Here is a 15,963-nt window from a genome sequence, read left to right as displayed (position 1 = left end):
TATCGATGGGTTGCCGTGCAACAGGGCGTGTCAATCCTATATGGCCTGGTCTGACCGGGCATTGTCTGCGCGGCATCGCGAAGAACGCGAGACCAGCGTCGCGGTACCGGCCGAGGCGGAAATAGAGCGATTAGAACCCGCGGCTCGGCCACGCGTGGCAAGGCACCCCGCACCGGTTTCCCGCCCGGCGCCGCGCGCCGAAAAGGCGGCGTCGAACGCCAAGGCATTGAACACCAAGGCATCGCACACCAGGAAGGCCGCCGCGCCCAATCCCGCCCCACAAGCAACCAGGAAAGATATTCCGGCGGCCACGGCGACAGTGACGCGAGATAAGGCTGCCGAAAAGGTCGTTGCAGGAGGCGAGGCGCCGGAGCGCAAATTGCAAAGCGCCGACAGGCCGGAACCGGCGCAAGCAGCCTCCATCGCTGCGTCGCAGCCCGCGGAGGTCCCCAAGTCCGAGGTGAAGTCTGACGTGAAGTCCGAAGTGAAGTCCGAGGCCACCCTGCCGCCGCCAGCCACGCTCGAGATCGCGGCGACGCCCGCTACCTCCGAGAACGCTGCGTTGCAGGCCGCGGCCGCCGCTGCTCCCGCTTCGGCCTCCCGAACAATCCAGCAGCAGGTCGTGGAAGCGACGGGATTGGCGGATCTCGTCACGGCCATCGGGACGGGACGGGAAGTAGCCAACAAATCGGACAATCCGGCAGCGGGCCCCGGTGAGGCCAGCGATACCGACAAGACGGCATCCGCATTACCAGATAACTCGGACAATCTGGTCGCGCTGGTCCTGGCGCGTCCGGAGATCAGTTCGTTATCAGACCTGAACAACAAGAGCATCGCAATCGAGGAGAAGCAATCCGCCGCGAGCGGAAGCGTCAGCGCCGCGCTGATGTCGGCGGGCGCTGCGGAAGTCCAGTTCAGCGAAGGACAGACCGGCGCGATCGAACGTCTGATCAGCGGCGAAGTCCCGGCCGCGGTCCTGACGCTGGCTTCGCGCGAAGCAGCAGAGGGGTTTCCCGACATCGAAGGCTTCAGGACGTTTCGGGTGCCGCTCGCGCTGAAGGCGCGGCTTTAGCGAGGGGAGCGCGGAAGAGCGAAGCGACATCCGGGGTTTTGGTTTATCCCCGCATGTCGCTGCGGGCTACTTGCTGTGACCGTAATCTTAATCGACGATGTCAATGCAAGAGCCGATTGACCAACCGTTTATGAACTTCACTCGCAATATCCAAGAGCGTCTTGCGATCTGAACTCGACAGATACTTATCCGGAATCCGTTCAATGGACTGTTTAATATTGTTTGCCAGCATGCTCAGCTTCTCTTCTCTTGAACCAGACGCCCAAGATAAGAAGTCAATGTTCAATCCGACGAACACTGACTTCTCCTTCTTCTTATACGTCACATAGTCGTTCGGCGCTGGGGCAATTGCGCCATCAAAAATTGTAGGAAAAATCGCAATCCCCGTGATGGGCGAGTCAAACGATAGATTTTCGATCGCTGAAAGTATCTCTTCTTCGAACCAACGAGCGAGATCTCGCGATTCAATCCCTGCGGTAGTAAAGAATCTCACGGTGAACTTAAACAGCGTATCGTCTTGGGCGCCCTTCAGCGAATGCCCGGAGTCCTTTAGTTGATCAATAATTTTCTGCTCTCTCTTGCTGAAAGTGCCCATGGCGAATTTCTATGGAACTAAGCTCAAAAGTGGCAGCCGACCATTATTGACGACGAATAGTCCAGAAGCAACAATTTCATGAGCCCGTGCGTAACCACGATTTGAATACACGGCAATTACTTCCATTTGAGAGTTCGTTGTTGCGTAGAAGCCTTGGGAATACCGGGCTGTTGGATTTGCCGCGGATGTTATCCCATATTTTAAAACCTCTCCAGTAGTTTGATCGGTTAGCTGGTACACATATGTTTGTCGTTGAGAACCGAAAGAGTTGCCGTGTGAAGGTGCCGCAGTTATAGCTTGGCCTTTACTGCCCATCGGTTGGTCGTCGGAGCCCATATTCGGCGACGGGCATAGCAGAACGCAGACGACCGCCGCGGCACCAGCCGCGCCAATAGCTACGGCCGCGCCGGCAGTTGCGGCCGCGCCGCTCGCACCACCCACAGCAGGCAAAGCGATGGTTGATGCGCTATTTGTGCTCGGATTATCTGACGCCAATCCAAACGGATCGATCAGATTGACCGGATCGTTGCCGACATAGGCATAGAGATGGTTGCCTCCGCGATACCCAATCGGGTCCGTCTGCAAGAACCGTCCCCATGCCGGCGAATAATGCCGCGCACGGTAATAATACAGCCCGCTGGTCTCCGGATCGATGCGCTGTGCCGTGTAACCGTACGTCGCGGGCGCGTTCGTACTCTTGCCGTAAGGCAGATAGCCGATCCTGGTCAGGGTGCCCGAACTTGAATCCTGTGAACCGATAACCGAACCCAGAATATCTGGAACGAAGGTCGCGCGCGTGGAGGCCACCACGTTCATTTGACTCAGCACGTCGTTGGAGCCAAGTCCATAGGCATACCAGCGCACGATCGCGCCGCTGGCACCGTCATATTCCAGCACCTCGCGATTGTTGGCATCGGTGACGAATACCGTCGTCGTGCCGTTCACGGTCTTCGTCTTGCGCCGGCCCTGCGCGTCAAACGTATAGCTCGCCGTGCTGCCGGCGCCGCTGGCCGAAATCAGCCGGTTCTGGGAATCGTAGCCGAAGGTGAAAGTGCCGTCCGAGGTGAGATTGCCGTTGCCGTCATAGCTCGGCGTCACCGCGCCGACCGTGGTATATTGATTGAGTGCGTTCGCGGTGTAGCCCACTGCGCTGGGTGTTGCAGCGGGATAATTGAACCAAGTGTTGTCGGTCACAGTCTGGCCGATGCGTTGGTTCACTCTGTTGTAGCTATGGCCAAAGGTGACGCTGCCGGCGACTGGCGCCGCCACGCTCGGGGCAGGGGTCCAGGTCACGGCGGTTGGCCGGTTCAGCGCATCATAGCTATAAGCCATGGAATACTGTGCCGACGATCCGGACGGCGGCACCGCGGACGCGATCGCCGCGCTGGTGTCGCTGATGCCGGTCAGGCGGCTGGCGAGGTCGTAGGTATAGCTCACCACGGGCGCGGGCGAGGGCGGCGTCTTGGTCTTCAGCCGGTTCAGGGTGTCGTAGGTGAAGCTGATGGCCTGATTGGCGCGGGTCTTGCGGGTCAAAATGTTGTTATTGGCGTCGTACGTTAGCGTTTCCGTGCTGCCAAGCGGATAGGTGGTGGTCGCGAGACGGTCGAGCCCATCATAGGCAAAGCTGGTGGTGCGGTTGTTCGCGTCGATTAGGGTCGCGAGCAGCCCATCCGGCGTATAGCTTTTCTGCAACAGCGGAGCGGTTTGTACCGCGAGGTTTGAAATCGACGTTTGCCGACTGAGCGCGTCATAACCATAGCTCGTCGTTCGACCCATCGCGTCCTTAACGCTCAGGACTCGATCAAGAAGGTCATAGCTAAAGGTGGTGATAAAGCCGTTGGCATCGGTCACGGTCGCGGGCTTGCCGGTAGCGGTATAAGTCGTGCCTGTGTTCCGCAGTACCGAGCCGTATAAGGTCTGCTTCACGTTGATGACGTGACCGTCCGGATCGTATTTGTAGGTGGTGATCAGGCCGTTCGCCGCAGTCGTCGTAATCAGCCGGCGGGCGTCGTCATAAGTATTTGTTGTAGTGTTTCCCTTCGGATCGGTGATCGAAACAACATCGCCACGCGGGTTGTAGGTGAATGTGGTTAGCTGATTGAGGCGTCCAGCGCCGGCGTCACGAACAATCGAGGTTTGGTTGCCAAGGCTGTCATAGGAAAATTGAGTTACGGAGCCGAGCGGATCGGTCGCAGTGACCGGCTGACCGGAGGAATTGTACGTGAATCGGGAAGTAGCGTTGAAGTGTCCTGCTCCGCCTGCGTCGTTAATTGCCGATGTGAGGTTCCCCGTGGACGGTTCATATCCCAAAGTGCCGATCAGCCCGAGTGAATCGGTGGTCTTCGTCACTTTGTTGTAGTTGGCGTCATACTCAAATTTCGTGATGGCCCCACCCGAAAAGCCAGGCTTCGGGAATTGCGTGTAGAACGAAACATTGTTAGCCCACGGATTGACGTTAGTGGCGTATTCGTAAGAAACTGCTCCCTTTTCCGGAAAAAAGGTCGCCTTTAAGCGATCCAGTCCATCATATTGATTGGTGGTAACATTGACCAAGCCATTCTGCTGGATAGTGTCGCCAAAGACATTGCCGAAGGCGTTGCTCAGCACCGACGCATCTTTCAGAACCCGCCCGCGATCTGTCTGATAGGTAACCTGACGATTTCCGAACGGGTCTACCTGCTCGGTGCGCGATCCTGCGAAATAGTACTGTGAGATTCCCCCGATGGCATTCGCCTGCCTGACGACCCTGCCGAGCGGATCGTACCAGTTGCTCACAAAGGCGTTCGTGGGAAAGGATGGATAGAAGATTTGGGTTAGGTGCCCGAGCGTGTCAAAGGTGCCAGAGGTGTCGTAGGCGAAGGTGGTTGTGGCGCCAAGGGGGTCTGTGAACCCCGTGAGATTGTGACTGCCGTCGTAAGTATAGGTTACGCTTCGACCGGAGTCATCGGTAACGCTTGAAACACGGCCGGAATTATACGCGAGATCAAAACTCCGTCCTAGATTGTTGGCGATACGGTTGAGCCGCAGGGGAGATCCAGAATAACTAAGACTGACGGTGACTCCGTTAGGGTAGACTATACTTTGCAACGCACCGGCCGGAGTTGAGCCGAAGTTCAAGACAACCCCGTCCTTGAGCGTGTAGGAAAACTGGCCTGCGTTCCGGGCGAGGCGAGCGGACGATCCAGGCGGTGCATTGTATGTCACGCTGCTGCTTCCATCGGCGTGAGGCAGCGCGATGAACTCTTCGGTAGTGTTGGGTAGCGTCACCATCGCTGCGTTGCCAGTCAATTGGTCGGTAAACCAGCGAGTGATCATCGATGAAATTGTCAGAGTCTGTGCCGTAGGGGTTGCCGACATCAGGTCTTGAATGATGAAAAGGGCAACGATCGATGTAGCGGCGCTGATCGCGGGCGAACTGGCCTTGCCGATACTGAGGTAAGGGTCACTCTGTATCGCGACGTTGCTGCTCCAATTGTGTGCCCAGCCATTTCCGATCCCGGTGTCGGCGGCGGTCGTCGTCAATGAACTGCCCGAAGAGGAGAGATAAGTCCTAGAAAAGTCCAGCGCGTAAGGAAATTTGCCGCTGCCGGTCACAAGGTCGTTATGCTTATACACGTACGCGCCTGTGATGCCGTCCACGGGGTCGGCGATCTGAGGATTGAAGGGAGAAGGAGTCGTGTTTATCAGCGGATTGGCCGTGTCCGAGTTTGCGGCCGGTGGCAAGGTCGTTTGCGAGTTCGGTGCCGGATTTGGGTCATTCACTCCCGTAAAGGCGCCCGACATGCCGCCGGTGATACTCAATGCAAATGTTACCGCGCTAGGTTGTGGAAGTACGCCAAGGAATCCACTACCCGTCCAGTGCCCCACTGCAAGAAGACCGTTTTGCGGAATCAGGACTTGGCTACCGCCCGAGACAGCAGCCGATATTTTGGCAAGATCAGTCGGGCTGTAGTTGGCCTGTATCAATGGAACGATTGTGTTGGTGTACGTTGCCTGACCCGCGGCCGTGGTGCCGTCGGCGAAGAATGTCCTGCCGAGCGCGCCCGGATAGGATGGATCCATGTTGGTATCGATCAGCTTGATCGTTGAGGCCGCGGTCATGCCCGGGACGGGCGCTTGTGTTTGCTCAAGGATTGCCGATTCAAAGGAGCTGGCGGGAAGCGCTTTCGAGAATCCGGAGGATACAACTGACGTCTGATACGTGTTTGGGCCGATTGTTGTTGTGGGACCACCGGAGTTCCAAGGGAAAGTGCCGCCGCGACTCAGCGGTAGGTCGATATAGGGTCCTTGGAAACCCGATTGTTGAATTTGCGATTGCCCTACTATTCCGATGTCAAAGTAGTATTGCGCGGAAACACGGATGAGTTGTTCGACGATGTCTTGCTGAGCGGAAAATTGGGCGAGATAGCCGAAGCCGATAGAAGCGAGGCTCTCTCCCAGAACTGGTTCGGAGCTATCGGAATTCCCGGTGGCGCGCGCCTGGGCAAGCAATTGTCGGTGATATTCAGCCATTCCGCGGCCCACTTTTCCGACGCCAAGATTAATTAAAAAAGAACCGCCGACCGCAATTTTCAGTGTGCCGCAGCCAGTTACACCGGATACACAGCCCGCAGATGAACCCTGGTTAGTTTGAGTGATCTCGGTGGATATCGACCACGTCAGGTTCGGTCCTGGCGCCGTCGCTGGGCCAACATTGGTGCAAGTCCCGCTGGCCACGCAGCTTGGTGCGAGACCATCAACCAGCAACGTCGGGACGAAATTTGCATCGCTGGATGTTGAGAATACTGTAATCCTGTGACCGTATGTCTGATCTGTATAGAGCTTGATCGCCTGACCAGCTGAAGCCCCAGGCATCGTTATTTTAACGGAGGTTCTGCATTCAACCACCGGAGACTGAAAGGGGCAGTTGGCGGGGAACGCCGATGTTGGAGTCACCGAAGGAATCTGCCAGCGGATCGGCGAGCCTGTTAACGGCTGTATCGATTTGCCGCCAATCAAATTGCTGATGGACCACGTACGGTCATGCTGATTTATGTAGTTGATCAAGTTCGTCGCGTATTGGACGAGGTCGGCTCTTAGATTGACGCGGTTAATGTTTGAAATGGAATTACTGTCGATAGTACCGCCTGCATGTGCAAGAAATTGCGTCTTGTCATAACCAAGCGCTGAAGCGAGGGACGAAGCGCCCGTGACGATACTGTGAAATTTGAAACTCGGGTCGAAATAGTACCACGTCCCATTGAGCTGCAAGGCCGCTAGAAAATGGAGTACCTGGATTGATGCAAGCGAGCCGTTCGGATTGACCACCGCGTTTGTGAACGGAATTCCGCCTCCGCTTAGAAGCGCTCCAATTGCGGTCGCATCGTTGGCGACCCCTAGCCAATTTGCGATCTGGGCCCCGGTCATTCCCAGCAGTACGCTTGCGTATCCGGTTTGCGAATATCCTGCGATGTTGAGCAACGTAACGAATAGAATTGCCTGGTCGGCGTCATTGCCCCGGCGATCGAGAAGTGTTCCGAGCGCTCCTTTGTTGCTGCCGTAGAGGGGCTCAAATTCAATGTTGTTGTAGACGTATTCGAAGATGAGATCTGCGTCGCATTTCAGAGCTGATGCCAGAGCAACGAGAGGCGCCGGCTGGGAACTAGCCGGGGCGCAGCCCACCGATCGCGCGCCGCCGGATTGAGTAGCCAACGCGAGTTGCGATGACGTTGAGGTTGGTGGGGTTTGATTTGAAGCGCCGCCGCTCTTCGTCTGCGTGACATACGGTATCACGACCGGAGCATCCTGCGTGATCGGATGCGCGACGCGTTCGGGGATGACGTTCATCCTCATGCCGGCGGGTGTTTCGTCCGCTCGGACTAGACCAATGGTAACCGCCTCCATTGCAAGAAGAGTGGGTAGCGAAAGAAGTATTGTCGCGAGCAACGTCCGCATGGTTCGCATGGAGTTTCCCTGGGCAGGAATTCACTGTTTCGTCGGACTTCCCACGATCACGATCCCCACTTCGCGCCTCCGCTGGCATTCCAGTTGAAGCAGCCCCATACGCCGGTGGCGCCCGCGGCAGTGACGTTGATGGTCTCGGAGAGACGGTTTCCGTTAGGATCGTACGTGTAGATGATGCAGACGCCGGTGTCGTAACTGGCCGTCGTGACGCGACCGAGCGCGTCATAGGTGTAGGCCACGGAGCCGTTGGCTGCGTATACCGGTGTCAATGTCATGACAGCCGCAAGAGCGCCGGTGACGAAGGTTGCCGATATCCGGATCAGAAATGCATTTGGATTGCACAGGGCAGTCATCGCTTCGTTCCTTCTTGGAGTTGGTCTTGTCCGGACGACGATCGATCAATTCTAGGAAGTGTGAGTGAGTGCGATCTTGCTCAGCTCCTCGTTTCACAAAAAGCGAACAGAGACGTGCGGGAATATTTTTTACACAGCTTGCTGGCGTTATCAATCCAAAAATGTTAGACGTGAACATACAATTTAAAATTGACAACGCATGGAGCCTTGTAATGATCCGTCCCTTGCTTGCCGCGTTTTCTTTTTTGCTGGTTCTCGGTCACGGTGCACACGCGCAGAATTGTTCGGTGCCAAACACTCTGGCCAATGGCACCAATGCCGACGCTACGCAGGTGATGGCTAATTTCAACGCGCTTCTGCACTGTTTGAACAATCAGTCCGCGCCGAGAGGCTATTTGAGCGGCCTAACACTCTCCACGGCTGGAAGCTCACCTAATTTTGGAATTGCTGCCGGCATAGCAACATCCAACGACCAGACGGTGTCGATGAAGCTGTCGACCGCCTATTCCAAGTCGACGGGCGCTTGGGCCGTTGGATCGGGTACGGGGTCATTGGATAGTGGCACTATAGCCAACAACACCTGGTATCATGTCTTCTTGATCGAGAGAGTCGATACCGGCGTGGTCGACATCCTGGTTTCGCTATCCGCGACGACGCCGACTTTGCCGGCAAATTACACCAAACAGCGCCGTATCGGTTCAATGAAAACTGATGGCACAGGCCAGTGGATCAGGTTTAGTCAGATCGGCTCTACGTTCCTTTGGTATGTTTCCGTCCAAAACGTCAACAGCTCCACAATTGGTACTACTGCCGTCAGTCAAGCGGTCACGGCGCCGCCCGGCATCAAAACGAAGGTCATTATGAATGTAGCGATGTCTGCCCCCGGCGCCGGCGTTGGTTTGTTGGTGTCGTCATTGGATATCTCCGATCAAGCCGTAGCCGCGGGAAACGCCAACGTGGGCTTCACGCAAGTCGCCGGCCAAGTTGCTCTTTGTAAGATTGAGGAAATTACGGACGTCTCAAGTCAGGTGCGCATGCGAGCATCAGCCGCTGGTTCAACCTATTGGGTTTGGACTATCGGTTGGACCGATGTCAGCTTGGCGCTCGGGCTTTAGCCGGATCCGAAAAAGTTTCGTCGCGCACGTAGATGGGGCGGAGCCGGGGTCTATTGGGCGTGCGCGGCCACGCGATTTTCCGTAACTACTTCAACGTGATTTGCCCCGTCCAGCCCTGTACGCAAAAATAATCCGCTTCGCCGCCACCCCAAATCACCACTACAACTCCCGCCATCCCGTCCCGAGAAGAGGGGCATTGGCCATCGTCACGAACGTTGGGGCGGGTTGCGGTGGACGCGGCAGCGTCAGGCGCGAGAGGTGTTCGCAGGGCGGGCTTCCGTGAGCGAACATCGCGCGCAGACGAACGGCGCTTAAACGCTTCCGCCAGATCTTCGGTCGGCCGGCACTTGGCTGCTTGAAGTTTTTTGGCGGAGGAAGCTGCGTACGGCAAAACCGTGTGGTCCTGGCGCCCGTTGCTGGTGTCAAGCCGGCGGAGGTTTGCAAAGCTCGACCGGGCAATGCGAGCCGTCAATTCGCTGGCGACGGAGGCAAGACGAATTCGTCTCCGGGGAGAGCGCGGCATAAGCCGTAAGACCACTGTGCAGGGAATGCCGGGCTGCTCCGGCTGTACCTGTATGCTCGTGTGCGCATTCTTAAGTGCATCTTGCACACGAGACCGCGGGTGCTAGCCGGCACCCGGCATTCCCTGCGCCCTCTCATGGGCGATCATTTTGCAAACCTCGGGCGCATCGCGTCGCGGGACTGCGGAGGCATACTCAGTGTCATCGTCCGCCTTGTGCGCGATTGCGCACTGGGGCGGACGATCCAGTATTCCAGAGACAGCAATGATAGAAACGATAGGCCGCGGCGTACTGGATGCCCCGCCTTCGCGGGGCATGACAGTCTTCGTTGTGGTAACAAGGGACGTCCGTCGAAAACGCTTTAAGCAGCTGCGCCGTCCGCGCTAGCGGCTTGCGATCCAAAGCGTCAGGCGATTTCGGCAGTTCATTTCCAAACATTAATTCCCCCGCCAGCGTCGTGTAATGCGGGAATCCGCATCTACAGCGGCGTGCGGCTTTGCGCTTAATCATCATCCTGGAGATTTTGTAATGGACCAACGTAACCTTGTTTCTCATGGGCAGCGGAAGCGCTCCCTGTTCTCGGCACGAAAAGTGGCATTGATGGCATCTGTCGTGACCGGGCTCGCAATGTATGGCTTCAGTGCTTCGCCCGATCGACTCGATATCTTTGGCAGCGCGGCCCATGCCCAGGCTGCTAACGCCGCATCGGGCGCCACCCAGCAGCCCCCTGGCTTTGCCGATGTGGCGGAGCGGGTGAAGCCGTCGGTGATCTCGGTCAAGGTCACAATGAAGGACAAGGCCAATGACGCGAGCAACAAGGACGACGCCGACGAGTCCGGGTCGCCCATGGAGCGCTTCTTCCGTCAGTTCGGCGGCCCGAATGGTGAGTATCAAAATCCCGGACGTAACGGCCGGCATGGCATGAAGGGGCAAGGCTCCGGTTTCTTCATTTCATCCGATGGATACGCGGTTACCAACAACCATGTCGTTGAGGGAGCCGACAAAGTCGAGGTAACGACGGACACTGGAAAGACTTACACCGCGAAAGTAATCGGGACAGATGCGCGGACAGACCTGGCCTTGATCAAGGTTGAGGGCGGTTCAGATTTTTCGTTTGCGAAGCTTTCCGCAGGCAAGGCCAGGATTGGAGATTGGGTGCTTGCAGTCGGCAACCCGTTTGGCCTGGGTGGCACCGTAACCGCCGGTATCGTTTCGGCCAACGGCCGTGACATCGGAAGCGGCCCTTACGACGATTTCATTCAGATCGACGCGCCCGTCAACAAGGGCAATTCGGGCGGCCCGGCCTTCAATATGCAGGGCGAGGTCGTCGGCGTAAACACCGCGATCTATTCGCCATCCGGCGGCAGCGTCGGCATCGCATTTTCGATCCCGGCAATGACCGTGAAGAATGTGATCGCTCAACTGAAGGACAACGGAAGCGTCAGCCGCGGCTGGATCGGTGTTCAGGTTCAGCCGGTAACCCAGGACATCGCCGACAGCATGGGTTTGAAGCAAGCGCAGGGTGCGTTGGTAGCTGACCCGCAGAAGGATGGACCTGCAGCAAAGGCCGGCATCGAGGCGGGCGACGTCATTACTGCGGCAAATGGCCAGTCGGTCAAGGATGCCCGTGAACTCGCCCGCATCATCGGCGGATTCGCACCTGGCAATGCTGTCAAGCTTGACGTTCTGCGCAAGGGCCAGAGCAAGGTCGTCAGTCTGACCCTTGGGCAACTGCCAAATGATCAGCAAGCCAAGGCCAACACTGAAGGCGATGCCAAGCGGTCACTCGATGGTATCGACGTTCCGCATCTGGGCCTTAAGCTTGCCCCGAGCAAGGCAGATGGCGCAAGCAAGGAAGGCGTCGTTATCGCGAAGGTAGAACCGAAGAGCGCGGCGGCCGAACGCGGGCTTAAGAAGGGCGACGTTATTCTGGAGGTCGCCGGAAAAAGCGTTGCGAAACCCGGTGACGTTGGCGACGCGCTTGAAGCTGCGCGTACCGACAAGAAAAGTAGCGTGCTGATGCGGCTTCGCTCCGGCGACGCGTCCCGTTACGTCGCTTTGCCGCTCGCAAACGGTTAAGCAACTCCAATGGCTGGCAGCGGCTGTGTTGCCGCTGCCAGCCGTCCTGTTGCCGCGGCGCCCGGTTCAGCGTCCTTCGGATATCAGGGATCACTGATGGCTAACAGCAGCGATGTTAATTCTGCCGTACGTTCGGATCTGGGGCAGGCGTGGTCTGATGCCTGGCATCTCTGGCGGGTAATCATTCCGAGGCGATCGATTACCGGTCGGCTCGTCTGGGGAATGGTATGGCGGCGCAACCATGGAGGGCGCTGGGTATACAAGAAGTTCGTCGAGTATTCGGATGATCGTGATCAGAAATCTGTCTCCTAGATCGAGACTGGTTTGTGTAGAGAGCTCGCAAAGCGGCCGCGACGCGTGCCTACTTTCATGGCGCTGAACTTCACGCCGTCCGCACGACGGGTTTTTGCTTGCGGGCGCGGCTCGGGCTTTTCGCCGCGGGCTCTTGCCGGTGCGCCGACAGCAGCGGCCTGATCTCCGCCGCCGGCTTCGGCGGGCTGAACAAATAGCCCTGCATCTCCGAACAGCCGAGTTGGCGCAGCAAGTCTCGCTGCTGCTCGGTCTCGACGCCTTCAGCGGTCGTCGTCATGTGGCGATCGGCGGCGATGTTCACCACCGCCTGCACGATGCTGGACGAGCCTTCCGGCTCAGCGATATCTGTGATGAAGCAGCGGTCGATCTTGATCTTGTCGAAGGGAAAACGCTGCAGATAGCTCAGCGAGGAAAAGCCGGTCCCGAAATCGTCGAGCGCGATGCGGACGCCGATGGTGCCAAGGTCGTGCAGAACGGCGAGCGCCGCCTCGTCGTCGCGGATGAGAACGGCTTCGGTGATCTCGAGCTCCAGCCGGCTCGCGGCAAGGCCGGATGCAGCCAGCGCTGCCATCACCTTCAGCGCCAGCATGCCGCTCCTGAATTGAACCGGCGAGACGTTGACCGCGAGCCTGATATTGCCGGGCCAGCTCACTGCTTCCTGGCAAGCCGATGTCAGCACCCACTCGCCGAGCTGGTTGATCAGGCCGGTGTCCTCGGCAAGCGGGATGAACTCGGCGGGCGAAATCATGCCGCGCTGCGGATGGCGCCAGCGCACCAGCGCCTCGCAGCCGGTGATCGCGTTGGTCTGCAGGTCGAGGCAGGGCTGGTAGTAGACCTCGAAGCCGCCGTCGACGATCGCCTGGCGCAGGTCCATTTCCAGGCTGCGGCGGGCGCGAACCTCGGCCTCCATTTCCGTTTCGAAGAAGCGATAGGTGCGGCGACCGGCGGCCTTGGCCGCGTACATCGCCAGATCCGCGTTCTTCAAAATCTGGTCGATATCGGAACCGTCTTGCGGCGCCAGCGCGATTCCGATGCTGGCGTCGGTGGTCACCTGATGGCCGAAGCATTGATAGGGGATGCGGATCGCCTGGAAGATGCGGCTGACGAGCATCATCACGTCGTCGGTATCCTCGATCCCGGTCTGAACGATGGCGAACTCGTCGCCGCCGAGCCGGGCCACGAAATCGGTTTTCCGTGCACAAGCAGCGAGGCTGGTGGCGACCGATTTCAGAAGCTCGTCGCCGATCATGTGGCCGAGCGAATCGTTGACGCTCTTGAATTCGTCGATGTCGATATAGAGCACTGCCAGTTGCCGGTCCGGCGCGGCGTGGGACAGTTCGCGCTTGAGCCGTTCGTGGAACAGCGTGCGGTTCGGCAGGTCGGTCAGCGCGTCGTAATGGGCGAGGTGGGTGATGCGCTCCTCGGCGCGGCGGCGCTCGGTGATGTCTTCATGGGTCGCCAGCCATCCGCCGTCCGGCACCGGCTCGTTGACGATCTGGATCGAACGTCCGTCGGGCGTCGATATCACCATGACGTTGCGGTGCGAGATGTCGCGCATCACCACCTCGACGTAATGGTCGATGTCGCCGACGAACGAGCCGGTATCCTTGCGGTGGGCGATCACCTCGCGGAAGCTGCAGCCCGGCTTCACGATGTCGGCCGAGAGGCCGTACATCTCGAGATATCGCTTGTTGCAGATGATGAGATGCTGCTTCGAATCGAAAAGCAGCAGGCCTTGCGTCATGTTGTTGACGGCGGTGTCGAGACGCTGCTTTTCCAGCGACAGCCGCTGCTTGGACGCGCGGTGCTGCTGCGAAAGCTTGCGGACGACAAGAAACAGCAGGGCGGCAATCGCCAGCACGGAAAGTCCGGTGATCGCGATCAGGATTCCGATCTGCTCGCGCCAGTCCGCCAGTGCGGCCGATGTCGTCGTCGAAGCGATGATCACGATCGGAAAATTCGTGAGTGCGCGCGACGAGATCAGCCGGTCCTCGCCGTCGATCGGGCTGGTGAGGCGCGAGGTACTGCGGGGCTGCTCGAATATCTGCCGCTGGGCGGCCGGACCGGTCTTGAAGTTCTTGCCGAGAAGCTCGGCCACATGCGGGTAACGGGCCAGCAGCGTGCCGTCGCTGTGGTGCATGGCGATAGAGGCGCCGGGTCCGAGCGCTACTGTCGCGAGGAATTTTTCGAAGTTGACGGGTTCGATGCCGCGGCCGATTGCGCCGAGGAATTCGCCTTTCGGCCCGGTGATCTTGCGCGCGATCACCGTGGTCCAGACGCCGGTGATGCGGCTGTAGACTGGCTCGACCAGCATCTCCGGCGATTGCGGACTGGACTTGAAGGTCCTGAAGAAGGCGCGGTCCGCCGAGTTGACCAGCGGCGCCGGCCAGGCGACCGATGCGTTGATCAGGTTGCCCTCGGCGTCGAAGACGTTGATGCCGCCGACGTAGGACAGCGCCTCGATCTTGGATTTCAGCATCAGATGGATGTCATGGCCGGACATCCGGCGCTTGTAGTTCTCGGGCGTCGCGATCCCGCTGGAGCGCATGAACGCGATCAGGTCCTTCTGAACGACCTGGAAGTCTTCGAGCTGCTGGTCGAAATGGCGGGCGAGCAGCAGCACGGTGTTTTCCAGCTCGCGTTCGCTGTTGCGCAGCGCGCGCTCGCGGAAATTGCCGGCCATGATGGTCGCGCCGATGGCGATGGTGGCGATCAGGAGCGTGCCGCCCAGGATCAACCAGCGGATAGGGCCGCCGCGAAAGACGGACGCAATCCCGAATGAGCTGGTGCCGGTTGAAGCCATTGGACGCGGTCGCTGCCGAGAAATGAACTTCCGGAAGCGGAGTTCTCCCAACCCTCGGCCCATGACTTCGATAGCGCGCCGAAATGGAATTGACGTTAGGAAGTCTGGTTAATGAAGTGCTAACCGGTGGTAGCGGGCTCCGCCGGCAACCACAGGGGAGCATCGAACCGGCCAGGTGCGACCGCGAAAAAAATCGGCGCACCGGATGCTCGCGGTTCGCCGGTCAGAAGTATGCGAGCATGGGCTTGTTGAATTCGGGGCCGTCACCGCGTGCGGGTTGCGGATTTGTGCGCGCGTTTCCTCGCGATGCCGACCGTCTGGCCGCTGTCCGGCAGGGCGTAGTCGTGCGAATAGCCTTGGGAGTAACCTTGGTTGAACCGTCGCGGGTCGGTGTAGGGATTGCCCGGGCCCTTGTTCTGGCAATTGGCGTTTGGATAGTAGAACGCGCAATAGCCGGGTTCGCCCATGACCTGCTGTGCCATGGCGGGTGCCGTCATCACGGCCAACGCAGCCGCCGCGCCCACAAGCTTGTATCTCGCCATCGGATTCCTCCTTGTGAAGGTCCCGAAACAAACAACCCCGCGCGTCCGATGCGCATTCCTTACCGCGCCGGTCACACAAGCGTGACGACGGCAGCACGGTCGCCAGACTCAAGGCGCCGCGCGATAATGGCCGGACTTGCCGCCGATCTTCTCAACGAGATGAATGCCGTCGATGCGAACGCCGCGTTCGACCGCCTTGATCATATCATAGATTGTGAGGCACGCGACCGACACCGCCGTCAGCGCTTCCATCTCGACCCCCGTAGGGCCGTTGACCTTGACGGTGGCGCGGACGATGCAGCCGGGCAGTTTTTTGTCGGGCGTGATGTCGAGCGTCACCTTGGACAGCGCCAGCGGGTGGCACAGCGGGATCAGCTCCGATGTGCGCTTGGCCGCCATGATGCCGGCGATGCGGGCCGCGCCCAGCACATCGCCCTTCTTGGCGTTGCCGGAGACGATCAGATCGAGCGTCGCCTTGCCCATGACCACGCGTCCCTCGGCCACGGCCGTGCGCTCGGTCGCTGTCTTGGCCGAGACGTCGACCATCCGCGCTTCGCCGGATGTATCGATATGGGTGAGGGCGGAGCCGCCTTTGGAAGCCTTATCTTTGGAAGTCTTGCCGGCCATC

Annotated in this window: 9 protein-coding genes; 3 read left to right on the top strand and 6 right to left on the bottom strand. The window is 58.8% G+C overall.

Going from position 1 to position 15,963, the window contains the following annotated elements; all coding sequences use genetic code 11:
• Positions 1-40 precede the first annotated feature (40 nt).
• Complete coding sequence (locus IVB22_RS00280; RefSeq protein ID WP_247515346.1) at positions 41-1,072, top strand: hypothetical protein; 1,032 nt, start codon at positions 41-43, stop codon at positions 1,070-1,072.
• 100 nt (positions 1,073-1,172) lie between these two features.
• Here the strand turns inward: IVB22_RS00280 and IVB22_RS00275 are convergent, their stop codons facing one another.
• The 3 genes from IVB22_RS00275 to IVB22_RS00265 all read right to left on the bottom strand — a co-directional run bounded on the left by IVB22_RS00275 (position 1,173) and on the right by IVB22_RS00265 (position 7,963).
• Positions 1,173-1,667, bottom strand: coding sequence for a hypothetical protein (locus IVB22_RS00275; RefSeq protein ID WP_247515345.1), 495 nt, complete (start codon positions 1,665-1,667; stop codon positions 1,173-1,175).
• 9 nt (positions 1,668-1,676) lie between these two features.
• On the bottom strand, positions 1,677-7,493 hold the full coding sequence (locus IVB22_RS00270) for an RHS repeat-associated core domain-containing protein (RefSeq protein ID WP_247515344.1): 5,817 nt from the start codon (positions 7,491-7,493) through the stop codon (positions 1,677-1,679).
• Positions 7,494-7,657: 164 nt separating this feature from the next.
• On the bottom strand, positions 7,658-7,963 hold the full coding sequence (locus IVB22_RS00265) for an RHS repeat domain-containing protein (RefSeq protein ID WP_247515343.1): 306 nt from the start codon (positions 7,961-7,963) through the stop codon (positions 7,658-7,660).
• Positions 7,964-8,175: 212 nt separating this feature from the next.
• Between IVB22_RS00265 and IVB22_RS00260 the strand changes: the two genes are divergently transcribed.
• Both IVB22_RS00260 and IVB22_RS00255 read left to right on the top strand, forming a co-directional pair.
• A complete protein-coding gene (locus IVB22_RS00260) occupies positions 8,176-9,078 on the top strand; it encodes a hypothetical protein (protein WP_247515342.1) in 903 nt (300 codons plus the stop codon).
• Positions 9,079-10,127: 1,049 nt separating this feature from the next.
• A complete protein-coding gene (locus tag IVB22_RS00255; protein WP_247515488.1) occupies positions 10,128-11,678 on the top strand; it encodes a Do family serine endopeptidase in 1,551 nt (516 codons plus the stop codon).
• A gap of 382 nt (positions 11,679-12,060) precedes the next feature.
• Here the strand turns inward: IVB22_RS00255 and IVB22_RS00250 are convergent, their stop codons facing one another.
• The 3 genes from IVB22_RS00250 to moaC all read right to left on the bottom strand — a co-directional run bounded on the left by IVB22_RS00250 (position 12,061) and on the right by moaC (position 15,962).
• Complete coding sequence (locus IVB22_RS00250; RefSeq protein WP_247515341.1) at positions 12,061-14,793, bottom strand: EAL domain-containing protein; 2,733 nt, start codon at positions 14,791-14,793, stop codon at positions 12,061-12,063.
• Positions 14,794-15,056: 263 nt separating this feature from the next.
• Positions 15,057-15,335, bottom strand: coding sequence for a hypothetical protein (locus IVB22_RS00245; RefSeq protein ID WP_247515340.1), 279 nt, complete (start codon positions 15,333-15,335; stop codon positions 15,057-15,059).
• Between the two features lie 108 nt (positions 15,336-15,443).
• Positions 15,444-15,962, bottom strand: a complete 519-nt coding sequence (gene moaC, locus IVB22_RS00240) for a cyclic pyranopterin monophosphate synthase MoaC (protein ID WP_247515339.1) — start codon at positions 15,960-15,962, stop codon at positions 15,444-15,446.
• Position 15,963 lies beyond the last annotated feature (1 nt).

It is taken from the genome of Bradyrhizobium sp. 190 (genome assembly GCF_023073415.1).
Taxonomy (GTDB): Bacteria; Pseudomonadota; Alphaproteobacteria; order Rhizobiales; family Xanthobacteraceae; genus Bradyrhizobium.
This window is presented reverse-complemented; position numbering and strand designations above follow the sequence as displayed.

What these genes read in the sequence shown, in the direction of transcription:
- IVB22_RS00265 (WP_247515343.1), bottom strand. Translation starts at nt 7,963, where the DNA reads ATGACTGCCCTGTGCAATCCAAATGCATTTCTGATCCGGATATCGGCA.
- IVB22_RS00275 (WP_247515345.1), bottom strand. Translation starts at nt 1,667, where the DNA reads ATGGGCACTTTCAGCAAGAGAGAGCAGAAAATTATTGATCAACTAAAG.
- IVB22_RS00280 (WP_247515346.1), top strand. Translation starts at nt 41, where the DNA reads ATGGCCTGGTCTGACCGGGCATTGTCTGCGCGGCATCGCGAAGAACGC.
- moaC (WP_247515339.1), bottom strand. Translation starts at nt 15,962, where the DNA reads ATGGCCGGCAAGACTTCCAAAGATAAGGCTTCCAAAGGCGGCTCCGCC.
- IVB22_RS00250 (WP_247515341.1), bottom strand. Translation starts at nt 14,793, where the DNA reads ATGGCTTCAACCGGCACCAGCTCATTCGGGATTGCGTCCGTCTTTCGC.
- IVB22_RS00245 (WP_247515340.1), bottom strand. Translation starts at nt 15,335, where the DNA reads ATGGCGAGATACAAGCTTGTGGGCGCGGCGGCTGCGTTGGCCGTGATG.
- IVB22_RS00255 (WP_247515488.1), top strand. Translation starts at nt 10,128, where the DNA reads ATGGACCAACGTAACCTTGTTTCTCATGGGCAGCGGAAGCGCTCCCTG.
- IVB22_RS00260 (WP_247515342.1), top strand. Translation starts at nt 8,176, where the DNA reads ATGATCCGTCCCTTGCTTGCCGCGTTTTCTTTTTTGCTGGTTCTCGGT.
- IVB22_RS00270 (WP_247515344.1), bottom strand. Translation starts at nt 7,493, where the DNA reads ATGAACGTCATCCCCGAACGCGTCGCGCATCCGATCACGCAGGATGCT.